Consider the following 26,508-nt stretch of genomic DNA (forward strand, 5'->3'; position numbering starts at 1 on the left):
ATCCGACGCTGCGGGCCAACGCCGACGGGAGCCTGAGCCCGGCCGTGTCGACGATCGGGCTGAGGCTCTCCGGCGGCGGCACCGGACCGATGGCCACCGTCACCACCGACGACGGCAGGAGCCTCGCCGTCAAAGCGCCGTTCCCGTTGCCCAAGCCGTCGGTGTCCGGCGCCGACGCCGTGTACACCGATGTGCTTCCCGGTGTCGACCTGCGTCTGAGTTCCCTGCCCCAGGGCGGGTGGCGGGACGTCATCGTCGTGCGCACCAAGGAGGCTGCCGAGAGCCCGGCCCTGAAGTCACTGACCTTCCCGGTCTCCGCACAAGGGTTGTCCGTTTCCGCCGATCAGGCCGGTGGCATCACGGTCGTCGACGACCGGGGCTCCATACGCTTCCGCTCCCCGGCCCCCCTTCAGTGGGACTCCAGCAAGCCCGCTGCTTCCTCCGCCACCGGCAAGCGGGCCACGCGGTCCGTCGCGGCCGCTTCTGCCGGCGCACCGGCCGAAGCCGTCACCGGGACAACCGGGGCCACCGGGACCCCGTCGATCGCGGAGGAGCCGGGCGACGGCGCCAACGTCGCCGCAATCGCCACCAAGGTGACGCCCGCGGCGATCGAGCTGACACCGAACCCGGAGGCCCTGGGGTCGGGTGACGGTCCGTGGTACCTCGATCCCTCCCTGGTGGCGGCGACCAGTTCGTCCCAGGGCTCGGTGGAGGTGCAGGAGAACCACAAGGGGGCCGAGAACTTCAACAAGAAGTCGAACCTCGCCACCGGCTACTGCGGCTACCGCAGCAAGGACCCGAACCTGGACTGCGGAACGCTCGGCCGCCAGCGTGCCTACTTCCAGTTCGGCATCAACCCGGCCCTCCACACCAAGCCGGGCGGCGCCGACAGCGCCCCGACCATCTACAGCTCCACCCTCAACGCCCAGGTCACCGCCGCCTCCAGCCCCGGGACGGGCACACCGTTCGTGGTGTACTCGGCCCCAGGCCCGATCCACGAGCACACCAGCTGGAACAGCCAGCCCTGCGGCAACGACGGCAGGGTTGTGATGCAGAACTGCCCCGAGGCCAGTGACACGAAGTGGCTGGCCGGCACCGGCCCACTGGCCTTCGACGTCACCGCGACGATGAAGCAGGCCGTCGACGGCCAGTGGCCCTGGTGGACCGCGGCGATCGCCCCGCAGGGCAACGAGTTCGAGAAGCTCTACCGCCACCACCTCGCCAACAACCCCTCGATCACCACGACCTACGACATCGCACCGACGATCTGGTACCCGCGCACCTCGCCCGCGCCCGGGTTCGCCGGCAACAACAGCACGGCCGAGTGCACCAGCGGCGGCATCCGCCCCTGGGACAACCCCGGGTGGGTCGGCAACAACCAGAACATCCACCTCACCGCCAACAGCTGGTCCCCCGCAGGGCAGCCCCTCTACACCGGCTACCAGATGTGGGACGACAACGACCCCAACTTCACTGCGGTACCCGGATCATGGGGCGGAAGCTACAACGACCCCGGGCCGACGGTCGGCGTCGGATCGCTGTCCGACGGACACCAGTACGGCTGGCTCGCCCGCTCCACCGACGAGCTCCTCACCTCGCCCTCCAGCGCCTGGTGCTACTTCCGGGTGGACAGGACCAACCCCCGGGTCAGCATCGGCTCGACCGACTTCCCGCCCTCCGGCACCCCCAACCCCAGCCCGGCCAAGTACATGAACGACTGGGGCAGGTTCTGGATCAACGGCGAGGACCCCGCCCCCGGCGCGGGTCTGCAGGCCTCCGGCATCGCCTGCCTGCGGGTCAGCACCGATCCGACCCCCGTCGTCGGCTGGCGCTGCGGCCAGAACGACACAATCTCGCCCGGACAGCCCTACGACTTTCAGCCGCGCCGCTGGGGCACCAACACCCTGTACGCCTGGGCCATGGACAACGCCGGCAACTACAGCCAGCCTGCCGTGTACAACTTCTACGCGCCGTGGAAGCCCGGTACCCAGCCGCTGTTCGGTGACGTCACCAACGACCAGCAGCCGGACATCGTCCTCAGCGACAAGAACGGCGACCTGAAGATCATCGGTGGCACCGTCGACCCGATGAACTCCCTGGTCGCACCCGCCGCCGCCGCACCCGGCAACCTCCAGTACGGCGCGACCTGGGCGGACTACCGGATCAGCCACCACGGTGCCCTCCTCGCCGGCCAGGCCGTCGACCAGCTCGTCGTCCACTACACAGGGGCCTCGGAGGAACTGAAGAAGGTCCTCTACGTCATCCCCAACGACGGCACCGGACGTTTCGACCAGACCACCCCGATCGCCCCGACCCGGCCCACCAGCTGCACGGTCTACGGCACCACCACGCCGTGCCCCGGCTACAGCACCGCCGGGTGGAACAACGTCTCCCAGGTGCTCGCCCTCGGCACACCCAAGGGCGAGGCCGTCGGACCCAAGGTCGGCGACCCGACCAAGACGGTCTTCACCACCCAGACGTCCATCATGACCCTGGAGAACAACAACCTCTTCGTCTACACCCCCGCCGGCAACCTCCTCACCGGCGCGACCCTCATCCCCACCGCCTCCGGCAGCTGGAGCGACTACGAACTCCTGAACCCCGGCGCGGCGAACGGCGCCACCACCAACCCCCTCACCAAGACGGCCGCGAACCAGACCACCCTCTGGGCACGCAACCGAACCGACGGCAACATCTACGCCTACCCACTGGCCTGGAACACGGACGGCACGGTCGACTACACGGCCCTCACCAAGCCCGACGCCGGCACCCTGATCCTCTCCGGTTCCGGACTCCGTCCCGACAGTCACCCGCGCATCGGCGCCGGTGACCTCAACAACGACGGCCACCCCGACCTCTGGGTCGTCGACAACACCAACGCCATCGCCGTCTTCCCCGGAAAGAGCAGCGACGGCACGGCGAACAAGGTCGACGGCTTCGACAACTGGCAGCTCGTCGGCTACGCCGACGCCAGCGTCTCCGTGCACCCCAACAGCGTGAGCCAGCAGTGCCTGGACGCCGTCGGAGGCCCCCGCGACGGCGCCGAAGCCGCCATCCACGGCTGCTGGCAGACCGCCAACCAGCGGTTCAGCTTCGCCACCGACGGCACCATCAGGGGCGGAAGCTACTGCCTGTCCACCAAGGACAACGTCCTCGGCGACGGCGCCCCCGTCGTCCTCGCGACCTGCACCGGCAAGACCGGGCAGAAGTGGGCCATGCGACCCGACGGCCGGATCTACCTGCCCGCCACCGTCGACCCCGCCGACAACCCCGCCGGCAAATGCCTCGAACTCCCCGGCTGGGCCACCGACCAGGGCACCCGCGTCGGCATCTGGGACTGCCCCACCCTCCAGGCCAACCAGCAGTGGACCATCCAACCTGAGCGCAATCCGTAGCACCGGCCTTGCGTACGCAGCAGTGGGGCGGGGAAGCCGGTTTCCGGCTTCCCCGCCCGACCGGCATGGCGACGGCGTGCCGACGAGGCCCTCGACGACGCGCAGAGCCGGTTCGGCGGCGATGAGGCGCAGGTGCTCCCACCGGTCGAGGTCGAGGCTGACGTCGGCCGGCCCCGCCCGGACACCAGCCCCGCCCGTCAGACCCCTGACCGGATCATCCCCGCCTGCGCGGGGGTCGGCCGTCGAATGGCTCCTGGCCGCCCGGGTCGCCCGTGGTCGTGGCGACCCAGGTCGTCGAGCAGTCCCTCGACGGGGACTTCGATCTGCTCGTCCGCGACCTCGCCCCGATGAGCCTGCACCTCCAGCGCGCCGGGCGCGGCCCAGCTGCGGCCTGCCTGGGCGCTTACCGGACGAGGCCCGAACAACGCCAGCAAGTCGCTTGATCACACGATCACGGGGACTCCACGAAACTCGGGGCAGCTCACGCCTCCGATCAGGTCGATGAAGTCCGGCGTGACCAGCTGGGTATGGGTTGCCCGGGGCCGGCCAGCGTGGCCGGCGGGGGGTGTGGCGACGGCGGCGTACAGGACGGTGCGGGTCTGGGGCCGGCCGTTCGGCGGGGCGGGCACCTGGCAGAGGGTTCCGCATTTGAAGCCTCTCCGGCCGGGGGCGGTGATTCTTGTCGGAAAGCGAGCATTCTCTTTCCCGGCGGGATCTCCTGGACATGATTGATCCGGGGGCCTGCCGGGCCGAACGGGCCGGTGGTCAGCGGCCACACCAGTACGGAGGGCGAGAATGCCGATCATCGAAGACACAGAGGTGAAGGGCTACCACGGGTGCAAGAGCCGCCAGGATGCGGAGAACATCCGGGCGGGGATCAGGCGTGCCGGACATCAGGGCCATGGCAGCCCGGAGTGGCAGGCGTTCTATATCTGAGCCCCACCCGTCGTGGGGCGGCTGCCTACGCCTATGACCAGACGCACATGGCGACCGCGGGTGCCGTCGTCGAGGTGCGGGTCGAGCGTGTCAGCGTCATGCCGGTCGACAAGGAACTCGTCGAGTCCACGGGCGAGGACCAGAGGGACACGGAGGCCATCAACAAGATCAAGTCCGTCCTCGGCATTCCCGGGGACGAGCCCCTCATGGACGCACTCGGGGAACGCGGCATCGTCCTGCGGGTGGATGACACGGCCGGTGGCGGGGTGGACGAGTACATCGTTCCCTGGTCGATCGCCGAGACGATCAGCCATCGTGTGTTCGTCATGAATTTCGACGACGATGAGAACGGAGCCCGGGCGGCTGCCGAATACAGTACGAACCCGAGCAGCAATGGGAGGGGGCACGCGCACCGCGGTGACTACGTCGGGCCGGTGCCCGACGTGGTGGGAACGGAGCGGGTGACGATGCCGGAAACCCAGATCCCGGCGTACGACCCCGTGCCCGACCCGCCGTCCGCCCACACGGAACCGGGGAGTTCGAGGATTGAGCTCTGAGAGGCCCTTCCCGTCCGGTGCCTCGGCCCTTCGGCGAGCCGTCGGCCGGGGATTCCTGCGGGCCGGATGGGGCCGCACCACGCGCCTGGGAGCGCTCGGGGATCTTGTCGCGCCGGGTGCCGGCACGCCGGTCGCGGCCGTCGCGGCCGTCGCGGCCATGGGTGCCGGAGTGCTGGAGCAGCCCCCGGAGCTGGTGCCGACGACCGCGCTGTTCTGGGGCCTGGCCACGGTGGAACCGAGCCACTACTCCCGCCACCGCGCACAGGCGTGACGATCCACCCCGCGGCGATCTTCGACTGCCGCTGACACACGTCGTGCCCGGGCGGCCCGCGACACCGGTCGCGGGCCGCCTCGCCCGTATGGGCACCGGTCCCGGCCGGTGCCGGTCGCCTTCGCCCGGCTACGGGGTCGCCTACTGCCGACGGTCCCGCGAGCGGCACCGGAGCCGGGCCGTACCAGCAGTGCGGACCGGAGCGGCGCCGTTCATCGCGTACCGGTGTAGCCGGACCGTTCGCTCCGCCAGTTCTTGCCCATGGGCACCGATCTGTCTCTCCACGGTCCGGAGGTCTCGGCCGCGGTCGCCGCGGGTACGGCGTTGTGTCACGACAGGAGCGTGCCGACGATCGCGACCACGACGATGAGTAGTGTCATCGTCCTGACGAACCAGGGGCGGTCACCGATGCCCTTCCGGTCGGCGATGAACGTCGCGCCGGCTACTGCCAGCGCGGGCCAGATCAACCACCGCAGACTGATCGGCCGGCCGATGAAATAGGCCAACGGCATATAGAAGACGGCGTATCCGGCCGCCAGCACGGCTGCCCCGCGCCAGGGGCCCGACCGTTGGCTCGTGCCGTCTGCGTCGAGATTTTTCACGGAGGTCCCTTGAGGAAAGTACGGCGATCACTTCAGGTTGTCGAAGCACGCGGTCTTGATCGACTTGATCCCGAACAGCGTGGATCCGCCGCTTCCGAGCGCGGAGAGGGCCCCCTTCTTGGTGTCCACGCTGGCAAGGGTGGCAAGGACCTTCTTGACCCCGCCGGCATTCTTGATCACCTTGTAGGCGGACGAACCGGGAATGAACGCGGCACCCAGCGCGCCACCGCACTTCATGGAGTTCCACGTGTCGCCGACCATACCGCTCGCGATCTCCTTCGTCTTGTCCCACCACTTGGGGTCGGCAACGACGGGGAAAACCGTGGAATTGTCGGTCTGGACGGTCTGGACGAGGGTATTCCCCTCCAGCCGGTAGCTGGTGGGCACGGGCCTGCCGTTGGCGTCCTTGGCCCAGGGGGTGTCGAAACCGCCGAGGAGGGTGCCGCTCTCGGCGATGGCGGCGACGGCGCCGTTGTCGAGCTCGACCAGGCGGGCGCCGTCGGGCAGGCCGATGTCGTAGCGCTGCTCCCGCGGTGCGGTGGCGTCCTTGAGGACAGCCAGGGCACGGATGCCACCGTCGGTGGTGGGCTGGACGGCGAGGTCGGTGGCCTGGGCTGCGCCGGGGTAGACGGTGGTGTTCTTGCCGGCTGTGGCACCGGTGACGTTCCTGGCACTGGGGAGTGTGATGGATACGGCGTGGCCAGTCGCGGTGCCGGCCTTGACGTTTGCGGTGGACTGCTGGGGGACGGTGGTGCCCGGGGCCGGGGCCGGGGCGATGTCGCTGGTGCCGGTCGCCGCCTCGACGACGGCCGCCGTGCGGGCGGCCTGGCTGTCCGCGTCCGGGACGGGAGCGGCGGCCATCGCCTGGCCGGACGCCAGCAACACGGAGACCGCCACCGAGGCGCCCACGGTTGTGGCCGCAGGCGTGAGGGAACGGCGGAACGACGTACGCACTTCAGAACTCGATTCGTATGCACTGAGCACCGAACCTCGGGACACGCTGTTGTCAGGCGTGCCGGGATTCGGAACGGAATGGGGGGAACAGCGGAATGGCGTCAGAAGACACCTCGAGGCTTCGCGGACGACAGCGAGGCGAGGACCAGGTTCTCCCACACGGAACGGCCTGCGGTAGCCCCCTCTCAGCGGGTTCGACCCAGCCACCCGGGTGGTCCCGCTACCGCCGGTTGGGGGCTTCTGACTCTGATCATGGAACACGGAGGAACCTGTCCGACGCTTCCACTCCCCGCAACACCTTTGATCTCTCAGTCGCCGAGCGGGGCACCGAGCCGTACGCCTTCACCGTCGAGGGCTGCGGGGTTCGCGCAGCGGCGGCCCGGTTGCACCGGGGCTCGACCCCGGACGCCCTCTTCGCCGCCCCGGCCGTCTCCTGTGAGGGCACGCCCGACCGGAGCGGCGACCCCGACGACCGCTGCCGAAGGACGCCTGCGAGCACCCGCGCCGGCACCCCGTGCGGCCCGACAACGATGACCTGGGCGACGCCGTCGAACCGCTGCAGCCGTCCCGGCCGGGCCCGCGCGACGCCGGCCTTGTCGGGCCCCGTGCGACGCCGGCCCTGCCGGCCCCCGACTTCGGCCTCTCGACGGCCGCGATGCTCGAGGACGAGGCCGCCGCCTACCGCGCGGCCGTCGCCGGCGTCCGACGGGGCCGGCCCGCCGACGGGACCTGCCGCGACGGCTGGCCCGCCAGCAGGGAACAACCCGCACTGCCACTACCGTTGGCCCGGGCGGTCGGGCGGCATGACCGCAGCCTGGGCCCCACCGGACCGCTGACGGCGGGCGTTGGCATCATGACCGCATGGACTTCGAACTCGCTCCGCCGACCGGCATCGGCCCCCTGCAGATCGGCATGAGCCGGGAGGCGGCCGACGTCGCGTTGGACTCGCTCCGCGATCTCTCGTCGGTGTCGGAGTCGGACCGTCCGGGACAGCACATCTTCAGGCCCAGTGGGCTCATGATCAGCATTCACTGCACCCGCGGCCTCCTCGAATCGGTCGAACTGAGCCGCCCCTGCGATGCCACCGACTGCGTGACGTTCCGGAACGTGGACGTCTTCGCCCTGCCGGCCCGGGAGGTGGTCACCCGAATGCGCGAGCACACGGCAGTTCACGCAGACCCTGACGAACCGGGCTGCTTCATCGCCCCCGACCTGCTCCTGAGCTTCTGGCGCCCGTTCGCCACCGACGACGATCCAGAGGACGAGCAGGGGTACTACTTCACCACGGTCCTCCTGGCCCGGCCCGGCTACTACGACACGCCGGCCGAGGCCGAAGAACGGCTTCGCCGGAACCGCTGAGTACGTCCCGCACGCCAAGTGCCGTCCGTTTCAGCGTCACCGTGACGCTGAAACGAACGGCACTATCGCATCCTGGCCGCGATGCCGCGCCGGACCAGCCACGGCAAGGTCGAGACACCGCCACTGAGCTTGCCGTTCGAGGTCCGGCTCCGAACATCCGGCGGGACGACCTGCGGTTGCGGGCATCCCGGCGCGGTGGACCGCCCTTCCGGGCCGTGGGTGGTGGTCAGTACTGGCGGGTCTGCTTCCAGTCGACCCGGCCATTGCCTCCGGTGGCCAGGACGTAGATCGCCGCCTGGTAGGCGAACAGGGCGAAGGCGCGGGCGGTGAAGCCGTTGCGCTCCATGTCCCATCCACCTTGCCAACCGCCGTTGGCGCTGACGCGGGTGAGGGCGATCCGGTTGTCGCCGGCCCGGCGGACGGCCACCTGGCCCTCCCCGTTGTCGGTGATCGCCACGGAGGGCGAGCCCTCGCCCTGGATGCCGGCGAGGATCTCGTGCCCCCACCAGTTGCTCTGGCCGTACGTCTGGCGGATGACGTTGACCTGACGGTCGGTGCCGACCCAGGTGCCGATGATGGTGCCCCGCCAGTGGAGGTTCCACGAGCTGAGGTCCATCTCGAGGTGCAGAGGGGCGTTGCTCCTCGCATCGGTGATCCGGGTCGGGTTGTTCCAGGAGTTCGACGTCCCGTCGAGGAAGGCACTCCAGTTCTCGTCGCTGCTGGAACCCCGGAAGGCCATCAGGGTGCTGCGGTTGGGGAGCGCGACCACGGACACGGCCATCGTGTTCGGCGTCGCCACGCCGTTGGGCACCTGGGTCCACCCGGGCCGCACCTGGGGCGTCTGGCTCCCGGCGTTGACCGTCACCTCGGTGTGGAACACGAATCCGTTGGTCCCGGTGTGGAAGACCCGGAACGTCGAGGACTGCCCGCTCGAGACCGCAAGTTCCAGCGCCGGGTCCGCGTACGTGGTGGCCCCGGCCAGCTCGACCTCCTGGCCGTGGCCGACCGAGACGTGGATGGTGTTGCTCGTCGTCCGCCACACCTGGAGGAGGTTGTTGTTGTTCGGGTCGCGGGACTCCGCCATCGCCCCGGGTGTGGTGACGTAGTTTCCCCCCACGGTCTCGTGCGCCCAGTCGCTCCCCTCCCCGGGCTGGGAGGCGTGGGCCGAGGAGACCCCCAGGAACGCCACCGAGACCGAGGTGAGCAGAGCCACAGCCGGCAGGAGCCGCCGCTTCGGAAGATCGCGCATGTCCGGTTCCCTCTTCTTCCCTGTCGGTCGAGGCCCCACTGCCGTGCGGGGCCTCGACCGACGCTCGCACTCGCCGGCGCGGCGGCGCATCAGTCATTCGACTGCCGACTGCTGACTGCCGACCGACAATCCTCCGGAAGGCGGCCGGACGCGCTCCTTCGGCACCGCTGGCGGAGCCCGGCGCGACTGGTCCACGGTCGGCTGCTCCGCGGTCGGGGGCTTGCCGGTGCCGACGGCGTCCACCTGGGCTGGTGCTGGGGCCTCACCGGCCGGGGACGGCGATGCCCTGGGTCGTCCTGCCGGTGCCGCTCCAGTCGCCGGTGACGGGGAATCCGCTGTCGCCGTAGGAGACGGAGGTGGTGGAGCCGTCGGGGGCGGCGCCGCGGAAGTGGAAGACGCTGCCGGCAGCCCGGTAGACGCCGACCTGGGTGGTGCCGGTGCCGTTCCAGTCGCCGGCGAGGGTCGCCGTCGTGCGCGCCACCGTCGCTGTGCAGCAGAGCCCGAGAGCGTGCGCGTGAGCGGAGCATGACAAGTGGGCGCTCTGTGGCTGGACGACGAGGGCGGCGTGTGGAACGACGTCCCGACCGCTGGCGGCGACGGCGGTGACCTGGTGCTGCCACTGGTCCACGCCCGCGAGGAGGCCGTCTCCCGCCGCGACCTCGAGGAGCGGGGCCACCGCCTCGCCCTCCTCGGCTGGAGCTGCTGAACCCCGGCCGCCCGGCGCCGACCGCCGGACGGCCACCACCGCGGCCACCCCGAGGAAGGAGAGCCCGATGGGGGAGATCGACGAGGGCCTGGAGCGCGCCGAGCGCACCCGCCCGATCTCGCAGTCCGTGCCGGCGCGGATGCGGTTCCCGTTGAAGGGGGCCAACGGCTCCACCAAGGCCCTGGCCGCTGACCTGGGCGTGTCCCAACGCACCGTGCAACGCTGGCTCAAGGGCCAGGGCCCCGAGCCGGCCGCCGCGAATGCCGTCGAGGCCAAGGTCCGCGCCGCCTGGCAGCCGTGGGTGAAGCAGCGGGTGCGGCGCGATGCCGAGAAGAACGGCTTCACCCTCCACATCTGCGGCTCCTTCGGTTTCAAGTCCGGTCCCAAGTCCACCGACAACCCGCGCGACGGCCGCGTCCTGCGGCAGAAAATGCCCGGGGAGGTCGCCCGTCGCCTCTTTGCCGCCCGCGACGCCGGAGCCGGCCAGGCCGAGTAGGAGGAGATCCTCGCCGAAGCCCTCGGCGAGCACTGCTTCCGCCAGGGCGGGCGCGCCCGCGGCCTGGAAGTCGCACCTAACGACGTCGCCTGGATGGACCTCGAGCTGTAGGGCCAGGCCGCACCGCTGCGCCGACCGTCCGGTGTGACTGAGCCCTTCAGTTGGCGGCTGAGCGGCTGAGCGGCTGAGCGGCTGAGTCGGCGAGTTGAGCGGTCCGCTCCGAGCATGCGTCCGCGCTGCCAGGCAGCGGTCACGCGGCGGTTGCTGCTGCCCGCAGTGGTCTCCGCCTCTCCAGAGGATGCGAACATCTCCCATGACCTACTCGTTCTCCGTCGACCGGATTCTGGGCGCCCGATCCTTTGCCGAGATCGGCCACCCCGCCCTCACTGTGGCTGACGGCCAGCGGGGCCTGCTCGCTGTGGCAGGGACGCACAGCTTCTCCAAGCACCCGACGGTCGGCGTTTACGACCGTGCCACCCTGTCCTGCCGCGCACTGATCCGCTCCCGCGACGTGGTGCAGGCGATGGCCTTCCACCCCACGCTGCCGCTGCTCGCAGTCGGAACCGGCTCGTACGACGGCGGGTACTTCTTCTCCGGTGACCTGCTCCTGCTCAATCTGGAGACGGGAACGTCCGTCTCGGCCTTCGAGCATTGGAGCGGGCGCCAGGTCCTGGAGCTGGAGTGGCTCGACGAGCAGCGACTTCGCTTGCTCATCGCCCCGCCCGATGACTGGCAGGACGGGGAAGCGCACACCCAGGGCCACACCGCTGTGGTCGTCCGGCCCGACTGGACGTCGGTTGCGCCCGGGTCCATCGCCCCCCACGAACTGGTCGGCCCCCGGATACCGGCGCCGCGCCCCGAGGGCAGGGCGGCCGCGTACCAGCTGGTGAGCGAGCTGGGCCCGGACTGGGATCCGCGTCTCACTGTGCAGGCGGTCCAGGAGCTCTCGGACGGCCGGATCCTCGCCACGCTCGGCGGAGTGCAGCTGGAGTGCTGGCTCCCGTCAGGAACACGGGAATGGGCCGTCCCGGACGAAGAAGGGGGCCGCGAGATCGCCGTGGCCCGGGACGAGAACACGGCCTGGGTCTCCCTCGTACGCCCCGAAGGACACAACCGGCGCACACAGTCTCTGGTCCGGCTGTCCCTGGCGGACGGTGCTGAAGTGGACCAGGCCGAACCGTCCGGCTACGTATCGCTGTCGAGAGCGGCGGACGGCGATCCACTCCTCGCCCCGTCCGGGTACCGAATCCGGGGTGTACCCGTTGCCGCCAAGTACCCCTTTCACATCCGGCACGCCAGCCGCGCCTGGTTCCTGTCCTACGTGAAGAAGGAGGGCACTCGTCGTTCACATCCTGGAATTCCATGGGTAGCCACCGCCGAGCTGAAGTCCGGACGAGGGCCCGACCGGCCGACCGAGACGAAGAAGACGGACGGGCTGCGCCTGTTCCCCTACTCCTGGGTCCCCGATGAAGAACATTTCGGCGGACCGGGCGTGGAGGCCGCAGACGGAAGCCTGATCCACGCCGGCACCGTCTTCAGGCAGAGCCGTCAGCCCGGTGACTCGTTCGTCGTACGCCGCGAAGCTTCGGACGGAACACCGCGATGGGTCTTCCTCACCGACTGCAACGCCACCGCGCTGGACACCGACTCGACCACCGCCTTCATCACCTACGACGACGGTGAGATCGTCGCCCTCGACCTCGACGACGGCACCGTGCTCTGGCGCCACCGTCTCACCCTCGGCAACGTGACCGCGATACCCACCGCACTCACTGTCTCCCAACCGGGTCGCCTACTGATCGGGACCCGCGACGGCCGAATCCTCATCTGTTCCGTCACCACGTAAGGGCCCTCCCGTACACGGCACCGACCCGATGCCGTTCGTCTTGGCCTGTGAGCGCCGAGCCTGGGTGACCGGCCGTAGGAAGCCGGTGAGGCGGGAAGCGCGTCCAGGGCGTGCAGGAGGACGCGCAGTATCGCCCGGGCCGGACCGATCGGCGCACCGGCGTCCTCGTCGACGAGTACGATCCCGACCAGCCGCCCGCCCAGGTTCTGGCCGGCGCGCCCGCGCTCGGCCCACTGCAGCACCAGCCACCCGCCGCCCCGTACCCCGCCAGCGCACCGCGGAGGCCGGTGTCCGCGAGCAACGCCGGTAGTCAAGGCCGAGCCGACGGGCGTGGACGTCGCCGACCGCGGCGCGGATCCGGCATGCGGGCCGCTGCTGACGATGGAGGAGATGGAGCACCGGATCGCGACCTGGGTGGTCGCCGGCGTCAGCGTCCGGCGGCGGGCACGCAGGACGTCGGGGTCGGCCGGCGCGGACACCAGCTCGGGAACGTTCGTGGCGGAGATCGAACAGGCCGTCGCTCACAGCCAGGAGAGGACGAGCGGCCTGCGGCTCAGGGCAGGAGCGCGCTCATCGCGTCTGTGGGGAGGGAGGGATTGGCGGCGGCGGCCGTCGCGACCTGCCAGTCCTCGTCGGCCAGCAGGCTGACGAGGACGGCGGGAGGGAGTTCTGGACGGGCGGCTGCGACGGGGCGGGCCTGAGGGTCGGCCAGACAGGCGAGGAGCGCCGGGAGTGAGGTGTTCGGGTGGCGGGCGATCTCGCGGAAGGCCTTGCGTGCGGAAGCGGGCTGACGGATCAGTTGCTCAAGGACGATCGCGGTCGCGTCGGGGTTCGTGGCAGCTTTCGCGGCCACGCGGGGGCCGTGGCGGTCGATCATGGCGAGCAGCTGGTCCTTGGTGAGACCTGGGTGCGGGGCGATCGCGTTGAGGACCTTCGCGTCGCAGTCACGGGCGAGCGTGTCGCGGATCGCGTCCGGCAGGTCGCGGCGCAGGGCGACCAGCATGCGCAGGGTCGGGTCGGCCGCCGTGGCGAGGCCGGCGACCTCGGGGGGCGTGGCCGCGGCGATGCGCGGGAGCAGCGGGGAGCCGAGCTTGGTCGAGCGGGCGAGCTGCGCCAGGACGTCGAGGGGCAGGTTCGGGTGGTGTGCGAGCGACCGCTGGACGTCGTGGCCGTAGTCCTGGGCCAGCCTGCGGACCAGGGGCTCGTCGATCGACGGGTTCTTCGCCAGTTCCGCGCGGACCCCCGGCATCGGATCCCCGGCCAGCCGCGCGTACGCCTGTTGTGGCAGGCCCTCGCGTGCGGCGACGAGTTCACGCAGCAGCGCCGACGGGTGGTCGACGAACCGGGCCACGGCCGGCGCCGGGGTGGCCGGGTTGTGCAGTGCCTGCCATCGGATGTCGTGTACGGCGGACTGGTGGGATCCGTCGCATGCGTCCCCCGGCAGCAGCCGGCAGTCGGCGCGGGGGCAGTCCGGGGCATGGGCGAAGGGAACCCGCTCCTGGTCGCAGACCCGGCACAACTGCACCGGAGGTATGCCTTCGCCGGTGAGCAGCGCCGCCAGCAGCTTCGGTGGCGTCGCCTCGTTGCCGGCGACCGCGCGGCGGACCTCCGCGTGCGGATGCGGCGCGAGTTCGGCGGCCAGGTGGGTCGGGGCCCATCGGGCGAGTTCGGCGACGACCCGGATGTCGGGGTCGTCCCCGAGGCTTCGGGCCACGTCCGGCGGGAGCCCGGGACACGCGGCCAGCTTCTCACGGTGTTCCACGCGCGGATCCGCGGCGAAGTACCGGCCCCACTGTGGCGGCCCGGTCCCCTGGTCGAGCAGGGCGAGTGCGGCCAGCGGCTGCGAGGCCGGGTCGACGTCCTCCGGCGGCAGCTGGCCGCCGTAGGCGAGTTGGACGGCGGCCGCCTCGGACCGAGTCGCCAGCGTGCGGACCTGAGCGCGGTTCAGGTCCACACGCAGCGCCAGCTCACAGGCGAGATCCTCGTCCGCTTGGTCGATCAGCCGGTCGACCAGGTGGGACGGGAGGTTGGGGTTCACGGCGAGGCCGAGCAGCGCGGGTTTCACACTGCGTCATCCTGCTGCATACGCCGTGGGGTGTCCTCAGGAATTCTCGACCCCCGCCCGGCTTCCGCCCGAGCCGGCGTCGGGAGCGGCCCGCCGGACGCTCCCGGTCCTTGGTGAGGCCGCGGTCCGTGGCGCCGGCCAGGATGGCGTCGCGGGCGATGAAGGAGATGAAGGAGTCGACGACCGACGGAACGGTGACGCGGGTGTGACCGTTGCCGGTCTTCGAAGGTGGCGGCGTCGAGGCGGGCGCTACCGACCGACCGAGGTTTCGTCCACGTGGCTATTTCTGAGCCGCGATCACAGTGATGACCGGATGCGGAGCAGCGGTGCCCTCCCCGCCGATCGGCGGAGGCGAACCCGCCACCTGTCCAGTTATCCGGTTCATGACAGAAGTTCCATGGGCAATCCGGAAGCGATGCACTACGTTCTTCCACAGAGCAGAGCTCGGTCCGACGGCCATTCATATGCGAATGCCAAAAGGACAGTTGCCGCGGGATTGAGGCTGAACGCGAGCGCGGGGCCGAAGAGTTTCCAGGCCTATCGGCCGCACGACCCGTCGTCCAGCCCTACCCCTCGATAAAAACAAAGGGAGAATACATGAACCGCACCACGGTGCGCCTCGGCGGCGCCGCCGTACTCGCCGATCGTTCTGGGGGTCGGTGGCACTGCCGCGCAGGCGAGCACCGGCGCTCCGGAGCGCCCTGCTGTCACCGTCACGACGCCGGACCAGCAGCGGGCGATCCGGTCGCTGGCCACCGGCCTGCTGAACTCGCCGGTCCTGTACAGCACTTCAGAGCGCGCGGAGTTGGAGTCGATCGCCACCGGCCAGGCGGCCGTCACCGGCAAGTTCGACGGCTTCGTCAAGCTGCTGAAGAAGGTCCCGGGCTTCGCCAAGGCTGTCGGGGGATCGTTCGAGGCCTTCAAGAAGTGGTACGACAGCCTGTCCTGGGCTGTGAAGGCCCCGTTGACGATCGCGAACGTGGGTTCCAACCTCTACGGAATCTGGCAGGTCTTCCACTGACGGCCGGGCTGATCGGATAGGTGACGGGGCGTGCCACAGGCACCCCCTGCGGCACGCCCCGTCACCTGTGAGTGACGAAAATATCGACTACTTCACAAAGCAGGGTCTCAATTGACGTTTTCCGCGCGAACGGAACGTACGGGCGAACAGGAGCGGGAACCGGGGTGGTTCCTGACCGCAACACTGTGCGGTGCGCTCCTCGTCGTGCTCAAGTACGCTGATATCTGGTCCTGGTGGAGCGCCTTGTGGCTCCCGCTACTGGGATTCGCGGTCGGCTCCGCCGTGAACGAGTGGGTACTGATGTTCCGCAGTCAGTGGCGTGCGAAGCCCATGGAGTGGGTGCTCCTGGTCGGCACCCACTGCTCCTTCCTCGTCTCGGGATCCCTCCTCCTGGGTCTCCTGCCACGATGACCCCCCCGGCTCCACCGCGGAGGGCGGCATGCTCACCAGATGCCCTGTCCGCTTCAGCACCGCCGGGCTCCTCGGCCGGCACGACACCGGCACCTCGGTCCGGTGCCGCCCCACTGTGAGTTCCTGCCGCTGGCACGAGGGGTGACCGGCCCCTGCCGGCGCTACTCGTGAGTCGAGCGGGAACCGTCTTCTCCGCCCAGCAGTGCACTCCGGGGTGTGCGCCGGCGGTCGTGCGCCGGTCACCGCACCACGTTCGCGTGCCCGTTCGTGGGCGTGGCGCCCGGTGGTACGCGGAGCGGGCCGGCGCCCATGGCGGTACCCCGGCCGTCCGGCCGGGCCCCCGGCGGTTCGAGCACGGCAGCCGGCGTCCGTGCTCGTCGAGCACCGGCCGGGCCGCTCGGCAGCAGCGCAGTCGGGCGCCGCGCCGGACGCTGTCGTAGGCCGTCCCACGCCGACCTCCCCGCCCGAACACCGCCGCTCCGTCGGCGACGACGGTGCCACCAGCGGCCGAGAACCGGGCCGGAACGGTGCACCGGGGTGGCAGGAAGCAGCGTGGTCCAATCCGCTCGGCCATGCCGTCACCAGCGAGTTCGACCCTCGCCGGGGAGTCACCACCGCGACCGTGGATCCCAACGGCAAGCGGACCGACCTGGTCTACGACGCCCTGGGCCGCCTCGTCCGGGGATGGGGCGCGGGCTGGAGAAAGGCCGAGCACTGGTCCTGTCCCAGCGTCCAGTGCACCTACGCAATCACCCGTAGGGGCCGGGCGGTGATCACCTCGAAGAGCCTCTCGTCGAACGAGGCCCACCGCACGAGCCACGCGGTCCACGACTCGCGCGGACGGGGCTCGACGGCGAATGCGTCGTCGGGCCCCGTCCCGGGAGTCGTCGTCTTCCGGCCGGTTCGTTCCTGCGCCTGGGCGGGAGCGTGGTATCGCGCCGGGCGGGACCGGTTCGTGGCGGTGGCCGTTGTCACCCGGCCCGTCCCTGCCGTAACGGTCCGGTGACAGCCGCGCGGTCGCCTGCCCTGCGGGCGGCGCCGGCCGGGGCGTAGCGGTGACGGTCCCCCGGGACGTCGTGCCCGGGGGACCGTCTCACCGGTGCCGGTCGGACCGGCACCGGACTACCTCACGGGGCCCTCACTCGTGCCGGCCGCGGCGCGACCGGTGCTTGGCCGTGTACAGCCCCGCTCCGACCAGCGACAGCAGCAGGGCGATCGGGCCGAGCACGCCCACCGGCGAACCGGTGTCCGGCAGCGGCTGCCCACCGGAGGACGGCGAGTGCCCCGGCGTCCCGTGGCCGTGCCCGTTCCCGTGGTGCTTGCTCGGGGACGCGGAGGGTGTCCCGCTCGGAGCCGGGGTCGACGGTGAGGGGGACGGCGTCGTCGACGGCGACGGGGAGGGCGACGTCGTGACGGTCGGCGGCACGGTGGTCACCGTGACGGTCGACGGCGGGGAGGTGACCGGCGGACCGGTCGGCGGAGTACCCGTCGTCGTCGCCGTGTTGGTGATCCGTCCGGCGGCGAGGTCCGTCTCCGTGACCGTGTACGACGCCGTGCACGTCATCGCCGCCCCCGGCGCCAACGACGCCGCACCCGCCGGGCACGTCACCGTCGGGGCGGTGCCCGAACCCGAGAACGCGGTCTCGGTCACCGACACGTTCGTCAGTGTCACGTTCCCCGTGTTCGTCACCAGGAACGCGTAGGCGATCGTCGTGCCGACGGCGGTGACCCTGGTGGGCTCGGCCGACTTCACGATGGTCAGTGCCGGGGTCGGCGTGTCCGGCACGCTGGTGGACGACGGCGGGGAGGTGACCGGCGGGCCGGTCGGCGGCGTACCCGTGGCCACCGCCGTGTTCATCACCGAACCCCGGTCGATGTCGGCTTGCGTCACCGTGTACGAGGCGGTGCAGGTCACCGACGCGCCCGGGGCCATCGAGGCGGCGCCGGCCGGGCAGGTCACGGCCGGGGCGGTGCCGCTGCCGGTGAAGACCGTCTCGGTGACCGACATGTTCGTCAGTGTCACGTTGCCCGTGTTGGTCACCAGGAACGAGTAGGCCAGCACCTGGCCCGGCGCCGTCAGCCGCGTCGCGTCCACGGACTTGACGATCGTCAGCGCAGGCGTCGGGGTCGCCGTAACGACCGCGTCCGACGGCGGCGAGGCGACCGGCGGGCCGGACGGCGGAGTACCCGTCGCCACCGCCGTGTTCATCACCTTCCCGGCGTCCACGTCGGCCTGGGTGACGGTGTACGGGGCGGTGCAGGTCACCGACGCGCCGGGCGCGAGCGAGGCCGCGCCGGCCGGGCAGGTGATGACCGGCGGCGTGCCGGTCCCGGAGAACGCCGTCTCCGACACCGACACGTTCGTCAGCGTCACGTTCCCTGTGTTCGTCACCAGGAACGCGTACGCCACACTCTGACCCGCAGCCGTCACCGTCGCCGGATCCACCGACTTCACGACGGTCAGCGCGGGGGTCTTCGTGCTCGGCACACTCGCCGAGGACGGCGGGGAGGTGACCTGTGGGCCGGTCGGCGGGGTGCCGGTGGCGACCGCCGTGTTGTCGATGGTGCCCCGGTCGATGTCGGCTTGCGTCACCGTGTACGAGGCGGTGCAGGTCACCGACGCGCCCGGGGCCATGGAGGCGGCGCCGGCCGGGCAGGTCACGGCCGGGGCGGTGCCGCTGCCGGTGAAGACCGTCTCGGTGACCGACACGTTCGTCAGTGTCACGTTGCCCGTGTTGGTCACCAGGAACGAGTAGGCCAGCACCTGGCCCGGCGCCGTCAACTGCGTCGCGTCCACGGACTTGACGATCGTCAGGGCCGGGGTGGGCATGGCGATCACGACCGCGTTGGAGGGCGGCGAGGTGACCGCCGGACCGGTCGGCGGGGTCCCGGTCGCCACGGCCGAGTTGGTCACGCTACCGGCGTCCACGTCGGCCTGGGTGACGGTGTACGGGGCGGTGCAGGTCACCGACGCGCCGGGCGCGAGCGAGGCCGCGCTGGCCGGGCAGGTGATGACCGGCGGCGTGCCGGTCCCGGAGAACGCCGTCTCCGACACCGACACGTTCGTCAGCGTCACGTTCCCGGTGTTGGTCACCAGGAACCCGTATGCCACTGCCTGGCCGGCGGCGCCGACCGTGCCCGGGTCCACCGACTTCACGATCGTGATCGCCGGGGCCCGGGTGGCCGTGACGATCGCGGAGGAGGGGGGCGTCGTCACCGGCGGGCCGGTGGGCGGGGTGCCCGTCGCCGTCGCCGAGTTGGTGACCTGCCCGGCATCGATGTCCGCCTGCGTCACGGCGTAGGTGGCCGTGCAGGTGGTCGCGGCACCGGGGACGAGGACCGCGACCGGGCAGCTGATCACCGGCGGCGTGCCGGTGCCGGAGAACGCCGTGTCGCTCACCGTCAGGTTCCGCAGCGTCACGTTCCCGGTGTTGGTGACGCGGAAGCTGTACGTCACGCTCTGGCCGGCGGCGGTCACCGTGGTCGGGTCCGCGGTCTTCACCAGGGTGAGCGCCGGCGCCGGGGTGTTCGGAATGTGGGCGGACGAGGGCGGCGAGGTCACGGGCGGGCCCGAGGGCGGGGTGCCGGTGGCCACGGCCGTGTTGTCGAGGGTGCTGCGGTCGATGTCGTCCTGGGTGACCGTGTAGGTGGCCGTGCACAGCACGGACGCACCGGGGGCGAGGGAGGTGGCGCCGGCCGGGCAGACCGCCGCCGGTGCGGTGCCGCTCCCGGTGAACGCGGTCTCGCTGACCGACACGTTCGTCAGTGTGACGTTGCCGGTGTTGGTCACCAGGAAGCCGTAGGTGAGGACCTGTCCGGCGGTGGTGAGCTGTGTCGCGTCCACGGACTTCACGATCGTGATCGCCGGGGACTGGGCGACGGGCGTGTTGGTGAGCGTGCAGAGCACGGCCGGGCTGTGGGAACCGGAGACGGTCGGCGGGAAGGGCAGGGCGAACGAGGTGCCGCTCCCGGAGGCGACGGGCGCGTCGCCGTTCGCGGTGTCGACGCAGCTGTAGGTCGTGGTGTAGTTCGCGAGGCTGCCACCGGCCGCCGCGCTCTCGCCGAGCGTGTAGGTCGTGCCGGAGACCGCGATCAGCGGGCCCACCGTGACCGGCTGGACGCCGGTGGCGGTGCCGGTGGTCGTCGCGGTGTTGCCGGTGTCGATGCCGCCGCCGGTGACCGACAGCGTGAACTGGTCGTTCGACGAGGCCGAGGAGACGAAGCGGCCCACCACGTCCTTCTGCAGCTCGATCGTCGGGTTGGTCGAGCAGGCCCCGAGGTCGACGGAGAGGAAGGCGTTGTCGGAGTACGGCTTCGGGCCGCTGATCAGCGCACCGGTGTTCGGGTCGAGTTCCTTCAGGTAGGTGTTCGTCCCGTCCGTGTACTCGACGAACAGGTGGCCCGCGTTGTCGAAGGCGATCCCGTTGTACGAGTTGGAGCCCGGGTTGTCGATCACGCTGACCGTGGTGGAGGCGAGCGGGGTCCCGGTGGCCGAGCCGGTGGTCGGCAGCGGGCCGTCGACGCGGCCGATGGCGGCGGTGGTGCCGAGCGAGCTGAGGGCGTAGAGGTTGCCCGCGGCGTCGAAGGCCAGGTCGCCGTTGGAGCCGCCGGTCGCGCTGATCGGCAGCGGGAAGGTGGCGACGATGCCGGGGATCGCGGTGTTGGTGGCGGTGTCGAAGCCGTAGAGGGTCGCGATCCCGTTGGTGTAGTCGGCGTAGTAGTAGATGCCGTTGGCGGGGTCGACGGCGCCGGCGACGAAGTTGTCGGCCGGTCCGGTCGCGCTGCCGGTGAAGGTCGTCCAGGTGTTGGTGGCCGTGCTGTACGCGTAGACGTCGACCGAGCCCGCGACGAGCGGGGTCTGCCGGACCAGGTAGGCGGCGGTGCCGCCGCCGGCGATGCCGAGCGCGTTGGCGAAGCCGGCTCCGGGGACGGTGCTGATCGCCGTGGCGGTCACGCTGGTCGGGGTCGGGCCCGCCAGGGTGGGCGCGCTGAGCGCCAGCAGGGTGCCGTTGGCCGTGGCGTCGGCGCCGCGCTGGTAGGCGTAGATGACGTTGCCGGTGCAGTCGAGCGGGTCACCGGGGGCCCGGCCCTTGGGGACCGTGCCGGTGGCGCCCGGGGCGGGCGCCGAGCGGGCGGTGCCGTCGGGCGTCGCCGTGGCGGCACCGGACGGCACCGCCGTGGCCCGGGCGGTGGCACCGGACCACGAGGGCTGGGCACCCGGCTCCGCAGAGGCGGACGCGGACGCGGCGGCCGTGGAGGTCGTGGCGGAGGCCGATCCCGGCGCGCTCGGCGACGGGGACTCCGCCCGGTCGGTGTCGGTGCCGGCGTCGCTGCTGCCGCCCGCCCGGCGGTCGGCCACCGACCTGGTGGCCGCGGGGCCGGACCACTCCAGGACGACCAGGCCGTTGCCGCCCGCTCCCCGGGCGACCTCGGCGGTGCCGCCGGCGGCGATCCCGGCGACGTACTGCGCCTCGTCGCGGTGCGGGGCCTCGGCGCCGGGCGCCTTCGCGGCGGTGGCCCCGCCGGCGGCCGTCAGCGAGGACTTGGCCGGCTGCTCGCGCGCGTCGGCGCCGGCGGCCTTGGTGGCGACGTCGCTGCCGGCGTTGGCACCGGCGACCCGGACCCGGGAGCGACCTCCGGCCCCGCCCTGCTGCGCGGGGGTCCCCGCCGCAGCGGAGACCCCCGCCCGGCCGCCCAGGCCGGGGGAGACGGTGAGGGTACGGTCGCCGTCGACGGCGAGCACACCCGTGACGTACTCGCCGGCCGCGCCCGCGCGCTCGCCGTTCGCGCCGGAGCCCGCGCCCCAGACCTTGGCGGTCACGGCGGAGACACCCTCGGGCACGGTGAAGGAGTGGGGTTCGTTCCGGTAGCCGAAGGCCGCACAGTGGTCGAAGCCAGGGTCGGCCACGCACTCGGGGAGCGGTACTGCGGCCTGCGCCGGCGGGCTGTCCATCAGGGGGCCGAGCGCCGAGGCGACCAGTATCGAGGCGACGGCCATGCCCGCGAGTGAACGTCGTACCGGGGCAGCGAGCGAGGCTCGCCAGGTGTGGCCTTGGTGTGCGGACATCCAGAACTCCGAGCAACGGGGCCGGGCAGCGGCCGTCACAACCGCACGGACTTGTGCGATCGGATGCTTATCCCACTCTCGCGCTGGAACAGAGTGCCCGAAACGGCCCCGTCATTCGTCCAGCCCTGCAACAGACCCGATCTGGCCGACACACCATCAGCTCCGGATCCCACGCACCGCCACCGGCAGGGGTGCCGCCCTCCGACCTGACGCTCCGTCCGGCGCGCCGCCACCGGACGCGGGCCGCCCCGGCCGTCCCGTCGGCATGGTGGTGGGCCCGCGAGGTCGCCGAGTCCGCGCTGACCGGGCCCAGGTCGACCACGCCACGGGCCGCCGCCTCGGCGATCACCGCTTCCGTCATCAGCTGAAAGGTGCCCTGCTTGGACCGGACCCGGAACCGGTCGTACGCGCTCCGCCAGGGCCCGAACTCGTCCGGCAGGTCGCGCCACGGGCTGCCGACCCGGAAGCGCCACATCACCGCGTTGAAGTGTTTCCGCAGGTCGGGGACAGGCCCGACCGCAGCGACGGGGGAGATGCGGCTCGATCAGGGTCCACTGCTCGTCGGTGGGATCGCCTCGCGCCATGCTGACGGCTTACCAAAGCCGAACCGCCGCGCGCAGGCAGTCCACCAACCGGGTCACCGACGGAAGCCTACTGAGCCGGGCCGTCTCAGGGGCTGCTGTTCGACGCCGGACGCCGCATCGCCGCCCACCGCGCGGCCGACGAGGTCCGAAGGGGCCTGATCCGGCTCGCCGACCACCTGGACGCGGCCGCGCACCTTCCAAGTACGCGGGATGCCCGACACGGCAGGGGCGGGGTCTCCTTCTGGAAGGGCTCGTGGGCGTCGTTGGCGGTTCAGAGCCACCCATTGTGTGCGGCCCTGATGCCGGCTTCGAAACGACTGCTGGCGCCCAGGCGTTCCATGATGGAGGACATGTGGCGGCCGACGGTCCGTGAGGAGATGCCAAGTCGCTGGCCCGCAGTGTCGTCGGTGAGGCCGGTGCCGAGCAGGCGCAGGAGTTCGCGTTCGGTGGGGGTGAGGCCGCACTGGGGGTCGTCGGTGTGGGCGGCACCGAGGGGTACAGCTGTGCTCCATGCCTGTTCGAAGAAGTCGAGGAGAGCGGCGAGGATGCCGGGTTCGGTGACGTACAGGGCGCCCAGGCGGTTGTCGCCCGGGTCGATGGGCACGAGGGCCTGGGCGCGGTCGACGACCACGAGTCGCTGGGGGATCGTGGGGGCGGTGCGGACCTCGCCGCCCTGGCTGAGGAGCCAGTGGGCGTAGTTGGCGACGTGGGGCTGGTTGCGGGTGGCGTCCTGGTAGAGGGTGCGCATGGTGATGCCGCGTCCGAGCGCCTCGGCGTCGGCGAGACGGCCGACGGCGAGGTCTTCGGCGCGCTGATTGCCGGGCTGGCTGCTGAGGACCTCAGTGGTGGCGCTGTGGCCCATCCGTTCGAGACGGCTGTGGATGGCGTCCATGCCGAGAAGACGTTCACCATGCGTGGTGCGATGCTCGGCGCGCTCGGCGACCATGCGGGTCACGGCGGCTCGCGAGGCTGCCAGCCGGGCCTGGCGGGCGGCGAGTTCGGCCTCCTGGTTGGCGAGGATGTCGGCGAGACCGATCTCGGGACTCACCGCGCGCATCTGGCCGGGGCGTTCGGCGGAGACACGCACGAGGGTGAGCCGGCTCAGCTCGTCGAGGTGGTCGTGCACCTGCGTGACGGTCAGGGCGCAACGGGCGGCGATCTCGTCGACGCTGTAGCCGGGGTGGTCGAGCATGGCCCGGTACACCGCCGTGGCTGCGGTGGTCAGTCCGAGCACCTCGAGCATCGTTCCCCCGGTTCGTCTGGTTCGTCTGGTTTCGCCGGCCCCTGCCGGACGCCCGGAACACTCGGCCTCATCAAACACTCTTTCGATGCTTCGTTCAAGATCCATTCGGGCCGAATGCTGAGTTCGCAGTCGGCCCTACGCAGTGTCCTGTGCCTCGATCAGGTCGAGGTCGCGGCCGCAGAAGCGATGGTGCTCGAATGTCTCGTTGAGCACCGTGCCGAGGCACTGTCGCACCGAGCGGCCCCGGGCGTACGGCGGCCAGACATCGTCGTCGGGCACCGGCGCCGCCACTGCGAGCTGCGTGGCGGTGATCTTGTCGAGCCAGGTCTCCAGCTCTGCGGCCTGCGCCTCACGCACGCTCACGATCTCGTCGAGGGATGGATCGAGCGCGAGGTCAAGCCCGTGCGCCCCACGGTAGGGCTCGACGGTCGGCCCGATGCCCATCGGGGTGAACAGCTCCGTCGAGCCCAGACAACAGCGGCGGAACCACGAGTCGTGAACGAAGACCAGGTGGCGCAGAGTCTCCACCGCCGACCACTCGTCGTTGACGCTGCGGCGCTCGATGCCGGGCGTACGGCGGATCCGCTCGATCGTGGCGGCCCAGCCGGCATGGAGCCGATGCGCTGCCTCGCGCAGATCGGCAGGGTCCTCGGAGCGGATCAGCACCCGTACCGGATGACGCCGGTCGAGCTCCGCCTCGACGTATTCGGTGACCTCGACACCGTTCACCACGAGGTTGGTGACGAGCCCGTCGATCACGGCATCCTGCATGACGACGCCGATCAGGCGCGACCCCGTCAGGTCGCACTCGCGGAACTCCGCACCCTGCAGATCCTCATCGACATATCGTGTCATGCTCCGCATGCTAAGCCCCACCACCGACAAGCCAGCCCCCCTGCTTGATCCGTGGCATGCGGCTGGGCGGCTGGGCGGGTCGTCCTCCGGCCTGCCGGTGGTCGGCCCGTACGTTCTCCACAGGGTGCGGAGCTACGCGCACCGGTCCTGGCAGACCCACGGAGGGCCCGGGTACCAGCCCGGGTGCGAGGAAGCCGGTGTGCCCAGCGCCACGGCTTGGTCCGGGCGAGGAGTGGGCCTCGAACTGGCGTCGTAGAGTGCCGTGTGTGCCTCAGCTTGAGATTTCTGACCTGATCACCGCGGTGGACCCGGCCGACGGCCGACGGTTGCCGGTGCGGCGCGCCGAGGTCGTCGAGCAGCTTCGTGCGAACGGCGACGGGCGGGCGGCGCGGATCGTGGCGGGGCTGCCCGCCGACCGGGACGGGGTCCTGGACGCGGGCGCCGTCGACCGCCTGCTGATCAGCGTCCACACCGAGCTCCAGCGACTGAGCGAGGAACTGCGCATCGGCGAACGCCTCGTCCACCTGCTCGACCCCCTCTTCACCGCGATCCGGGCCACCGGCCACCCCGGGCCGTACCGCCTGGTCGACATCGGCTGCGGGCTCGGCTACCTGGTCCGCTGGCTGGCTGCCACCGGCGCACTCCCCCCGGAGGTCGAGCTGGTCGGAGTCGACCTCGACGCCGCGCTGGTCGGCGAGGCAGACCACCTTGCCCACGCCGAAGGACTCGACTGCCGCTTCGTCCACGGCAACGCCTTCACGCTGCCGGAGGCTGCCACCGTCTATGTCTCCACCGGCGTGCTGCACCACTTCCCCGAGCCCGCGCTGACGGACTTCTTCCGGGCCCAAGGCGCCTCCCCGGCCCTGGCGTTCTGCCACTACGACATCGCCGCCACCGGCCTCGCCCCCATCGGCGCGTGGATGTTCCACCGGGCCCGGATGCGCCACCCACTGGGCCGACACGACGGCGTCGCCTCCGCCCGACGAGCCCACAGCGACGAAACCCTGCTGCGGGCCGCCTCGGCCTCGGGCATGCGCCCACTGCTCTACGAGCCCCGACGAGCCGCCAACCCTTTCTGCACTACCCTGCGTCCGGTCCTCGGCCTGCGGCCGCACCTGGAGGCGCCGCTGCGCCAGGCCCTTGGCCGCGCCTCCCGCCGACTCCTCGGCCTCGAGCAGTTCGCGCAGGCCGCCCGATGACGCCCGCCCTGCCACTGGCCGTACTCGGGTTGGTCGACGCGGCATTCAGCGGTTTTCGTGCCTTCGCCGGCCGCGACGCGCGAATCCGCAAACACCGTGCCAACGCGCACGCCGCACTGCGCGGGCTGGCGGTCGGGGCCGTCCTACTGCTCGTTCCCGCACTGGCCGCCGTCCTCTGCCTGCTCGCCGCCGCCGACCCGGCCCGCGTCCACGCCGCGCTGGCCGCCGGCGGCCTCGGCTACCTGCTTCCGCTCGCCGTCTACGCCGCCGCCGTCCTGCTCTCGCTCGCCGCCTACTTCCTCCTGCCGTTCCGTGCCAGCACCCTCGCCATGGTCATCGGACTCGGCCCGCTCACCCTGTTGCGCCCAGTGGCCATCGCCGCCGCCTGCCTCGCCGCGTTCCTCAACGGCGGCGGCTGGAGTTCCCTCACCGTCGGTGCGGCGGCCGGGGCAGCGGTGCTGTCCGTCGAGCCGGTCGTCCACCGCCGCTGGTACCGCCAGGGCCACACCCGACGCGAGCAGACCACTGCCACGACCTGATGACCACCCCGATACCGCGAGGCACCGATGGGGCCGTACGCGGGCCGATGGACTCGATCCGGCAGCGGCCTGCAGAACCGGAGCATCGGGCCACAGGCCGGCCGCGCTCGGCATGGTGAGCGGTGCACATTCCCGTGTTCCGAGCGGAGCATG

At 71.3% G+C, this 26,508-nt stretch carries 20 protein-coding genes and 1 pseudogene; 12 read left to right on the forward strand and 9 right to left on the reverse strand.

All coding sequences use genetic code 11. The annotated features are described in order from the left end of the window. Nucleotides 1–44: 44 nt before the first annotated feature. The 5 genes and pseudogenes from ACIPYS_RS09595 to ACIPYS_RS09615 all read left to right on the forward strand — a co-directional run bounded on the left by ACIPYS_RS09595 (nucleotide 45) and on the right by ACIPYS_RS09615 (nucleotide 5,159). A complete protein-coding gene (locus ACIPYS_RS09595) occupies nucleotides 45–3,395 on the forward strand; it encodes a ricin-type beta-trefoil lectin domain protein (RefSeq protein ID WP_400745104.1) in 3,351 nt (1,116 codons plus the stop codon). A 272-nt stretch (nucleotides 3,396–3,667) separates the two neighbouring features. Then, nucleotides 3,668–3,775: pseudogene (locus tag ACIPYS_RS09600) on the forward strand (hypothetical protein); the annotation flags it as partial. Between the two features lie 415 nt (nucleotides 3,776–4,190). Continuing rightward, nucleotides 4,191–4,331, forward strand: coding sequence for a hypothetical protein (locus ACIPYS_RS09605; protein ID WP_400745106.1), 141 nt, complete (start codon nucleotides 4,191–4,193; stop codon nucleotides 4,329–4,331). Between the two features lie 47 nt (nucleotides 4,332–4,378). After that, a complete protein-coding gene (locus tag ACIPYS_RS09610; protein ID WP_400745108.1) occupies nucleotides 4,379–4,888 on the forward strand; it encodes a hypothetical protein in 510 nt (169 codons plus the stop codon). After that, nucleotides 4,878–5,159: a hypothetical protein gene (locus tag ACIPYS_RS09615; RefSeq protein ID WP_400745110.1), complete on the forward strand. Its 282-nt coding sequence runs from the start codon at nucleotides 4,878–4,880 to the stop codon at nucleotides 5,157–5,159. The genes ACIPYS_RS09610 and ACIPYS_RS09615 overlap by 11 nt, the downstream gene beginning before the upstream one ends. A gap of 329 nt (nucleotides 5,160–5,488) precedes the next feature. On the opposite strand, the gene ACIPYS_RS09620 is transcribed toward ACIPYS_RS09615, so the two are convergent. After that, nucleotides 5,489–5,761 carry a hypothetical protein gene (locus tag ACIPYS_RS09620; protein WP_400745112.1) on the reverse strand — a complete coding sequence of 91 codons (273 nt, stop codon included), beginning with the start codon at nucleotides 5,759–5,761 and terminating at the stop codon, nucleotides 5,489–5,491. Between the two features lie 27 nt (nucleotides 5,762–5,788). Continuing rightward, the gene (locus ACIPYS_RS09625) at nucleotides 5,789–6,658 is read right to left on the reverse strand and encodes a hypothetical protein (protein ID WP_400745114.1); all 870 of its coding nucleotides are present in this window, start codon (nucleotides 6,656–6,658) and stop codon (nucleotides 5,789–5,791) included. 918 nt (nucleotides 6,659–7,576) lie between these two features. Here ACIPYS_RS09625 and ACIPYS_RS09630 point away from each other — a divergent pair. Further along, on the forward strand, nucleotides 7,577–8,074 hold the full coding sequence (locus ACIPYS_RS09630) for a hypothetical protein (protein WP_400745115.1): 498 nt from the start codon (nucleotides 7,577–7,579) through the stop codon (nucleotides 8,072–8,074). Nucleotides 8,075–8,300: 226 nt separating this feature from the next. On the opposite strand, the gene ACIPYS_RS09635 is transcribed toward ACIPYS_RS09630, so the two are convergent. Both ACIPYS_RS09635 and ACIPYS_RS09640 read right to left on the reverse strand, forming a co-directional pair. Next, complete coding sequence (locus tag ACIPYS_RS09635) at nucleotides 8,301–9,323, reverse strand: hypothetical protein (protein WP_400745117.1); 1,023 nt, start codon at nucleotides 9,321–9,323, stop codon at nucleotides 8,301–8,303. Between the two features lie 262 nt (nucleotides 9,324–9,585). Next, the gene (locus ACIPYS_RS09640) at nucleotides 9,586–9,804 is read right to left on the reverse strand and encodes a hypothetical protein (protein WP_400745118.1); all 219 of its coding nucleotides are present in this window, start codon (nucleotides 9,802–9,804) and stop codon (nucleotides 9,586–9,588) included. A gap of 51 nt (nucleotides 9,805–9,855) precedes the next feature. On the opposite strand from ACIPYS_RS09640, the gene ACIPYS_RS09645 reads away from it, so the two are divergent. From ACIPYS_RS09645 to ACIPYS_RS09655, 3 genes are all read left to right on the forward strand, one after another. After that, nucleotides 9,856–10,029, forward strand: coding sequence for a hypothetical protein (locus ACIPYS_RS09645; protein ID WP_159424704.1), 174 nt, complete (start codon nucleotides 9,856–9,858; stop codon nucleotides 10,027–10,029). 67 nt (nucleotides 10,030–10,096) lie between these two features. Further along, nucleotides 10,097–10,525 (forward strand): telomere-protecting terminal protein Tpg, encoded by a 429-nt coding sequence (gene tpg / locus ACIPYS_RS09650; RefSeq protein WP_400745120.1) that lies wholly within the window; start codon nucleotides 10,097–10,099, stop codon nucleotides 10,523–10,525. 313 nt (nucleotides 10,526–10,838) lie between these two features. Further along, a complete protein-coding gene (locus ACIPYS_RS09655) occupies nucleotides 10,839–12,371 on the forward strand; it encodes a hypothetical protein (protein WP_400745122.1) in 1,533 nt (510 codons plus the stop codon). A gap of 553 nt (nucleotides 12,372–12,924) precedes the next feature. Here ACIPYS_RS09655 and ACIPYS_RS09660 read toward each other — a convergent pair. Further along, entirely contained in the window at nucleotides 12,925–14,436 is a 1,512-nt protein-coding gene (locus ACIPYS_RS09660; protein ID WP_400745124.1) for a hypothetical protein, read from the reverse strand. A gap of 805 nt (nucleotides 14,437–15,241) precedes the next feature. On the opposite strand from ACIPYS_RS09660, the gene ACIPYS_RS09665 reads away from it, so the two are divergent. Further along, nucleotides 15,242–15,457, forward strand: coding sequence for a hypothetical protein (locus ACIPYS_RS09665; RefSeq protein ID WP_400745126.1), 216 nt, complete (start codon nucleotides 15,242–15,244; stop codon nucleotides 15,455–15,457). Nucleotides 15,458–17,006: 1,549 nt separating this feature from the next. Here the strand turns inward: ACIPYS_RS09665 and ACIPYS_RS09670 are convergent. From ACIPYS_RS09670 to ACIPYS_RS09685, 4 genes are all read right to left on the reverse strand, one after another. Next, entirely contained in the window at nucleotides 17,007–21,866 is a 4,860-nt protein-coding gene (locus ACIPYS_RS09670; protein ID WP_400745128.1) for a beta strand repeat-containing protein, read from the reverse strand. Between the two features lie 136 nt (nucleotides 21,867–22,002). Continuing rightward, nucleotides 22,003–22,470 (reverse strand): transposase, encoded by a 468-nt coding sequence (locus ACIPYS_RS09675; RefSeq protein WP_400745212.1) that lies wholly within the window; start codon nucleotides 22,468–22,470, stop codon nucleotides 22,003–22,005. A 320-nt stretch (nucleotides 22,471–22,790) separates the two neighbouring features. After that, nucleotides 22,791–23,762 (reverse strand): LuxR C-terminal-related transcriptional regulator, encoded by a 972-nt coding sequence (locus tag ACIPYS_RS09680; RefSeq protein WP_400745130.1) that lies wholly within the window; start codon nucleotides 23,760–23,762, stop codon nucleotides 22,791–22,793. Nucleotides 23,763–23,897: 135 nt separating this feature from the next. Beyond that, nucleotides 23,898–24,617, reverse strand: a complete 720-nt coding sequence (locus ACIPYS_RS09685; RefSeq protein WP_400745132.1) for a DinB family protein — start codon at nucleotides 24,615–24,617, stop codon at nucleotides 23,898–23,900. Between the two features lie 266 nt (nucleotides 24,618–24,883). Between ACIPYS_RS09685 and ACIPYS_RS09690 the strand changes: the two genes are divergently transcribed. Both ACIPYS_RS09690 and ACIPYS_RS09695 read left to right on the forward strand, forming a co-directional pair. Next, nucleotides 24,884–25,816 (forward strand): class I SAM-dependent methyltransferase, encoded by a 933-nt coding sequence (locus tag ACIPYS_RS09690; protein WP_400745134.1) that lies wholly within the window; start codon nucleotides 24,884–24,886, stop codon nucleotides 25,814–25,816. Next, nucleotides 25,813–26,355, forward strand: coding sequence for a hypothetical protein (locus tag ACIPYS_RS09695; protein ID WP_400745136.1), 543 nt, complete (start codon nucleotides 25,813–25,815; stop codon nucleotides 26,353–26,355). The genes ACIPYS_RS09690 and ACIPYS_RS09695 overlap by 4 nt, the downstream gene beginning before the upstream one ends. Nucleotides 26,356–26,508: the final 153 nt, after the last annotated feature.

Origin of the sequence: Kitasatospora sp. NPDC089913, assembly GCF_044748625.1 — a bacterium.
Classification (GTDB): Bacteria; Actinomycetota; Actinomycetes; order Streptomycetales; family Streptomycetaceae; genus Kitasatospora.

Bases quoted from the DNA above. Each gene is read 5' to 3' on its own strand.
- ACIPYS_RS09605 (WP_400745106.1), top strand. From the start codon at position 4,191: ATGCCGATCATCGAAGACACAGAGGTGAAGGGCTACCACGGGTGCAAG.
- ACIPYS_RS09610 (WP_400745108.1), top strand. From the start codon at position 4,379: ATGGCGACCGCGGGTGCCGTCGTCGAGGTGCGGGTCGAGCGTGTCAGC.
- ACIPYS_RS09630 (WP_400745115.1), top strand. From the start codon at position 7,577: ATGGACTTCGAACTCGCTCCGCCGACCGGCATCGGCCCCCTGCAGATC.
- ACIPYS_RS09635 (WP_400745117.1), bottom strand. From the start codon at position 9,323: ATGCGCGATCTTCCGAAGCGGCGGCTCCTGCCGGCTGTGGCTCTGCTC.
- tpg (WP_400745120.1), top strand. From the start codon at position 10,097: ATGGGGGAGATCGACGAGGGCCTGGAGCGCGCCGAGCGCACCCGCCCG.
- ACIPYS_RS09655 (WP_400745122.1), top strand. From the start codon at position 10,839: ATGACCTACTCGTTCTCCGTCGACCGGATTCTGGGCGCCCGATCCTTT.
- ACIPYS_RS09670 (WP_400745128.1), bottom strand. From the start codon at position 21,866: ATGGCCGTCGCCTCGATACTGGTCGCCTCGGCGCTCGGCCCCCTGATG.
- ACIPYS_RS09680 (WP_400745130.1), bottom strand. From the start codon at position 23,762: ATGCTCGAGGTGCTCGGACTGACCACCGCAGCCACGGCGGTGTACCGG.
- ACIPYS_RS09685 (WP_400745132.1), bottom strand. From the start codon at position 24,617: ATGACACGATATGTCGATGAGGATCTGCAGGGTGCGGAGTTCCGCGAG.
- ACIPYS_RS09695 (WP_400745136.1), top strand. From the start codon at position 25,813: ATGACGCCCGCCCTGCCACTGGCCGTACTCGGGTTGGTCGACGCGGCA.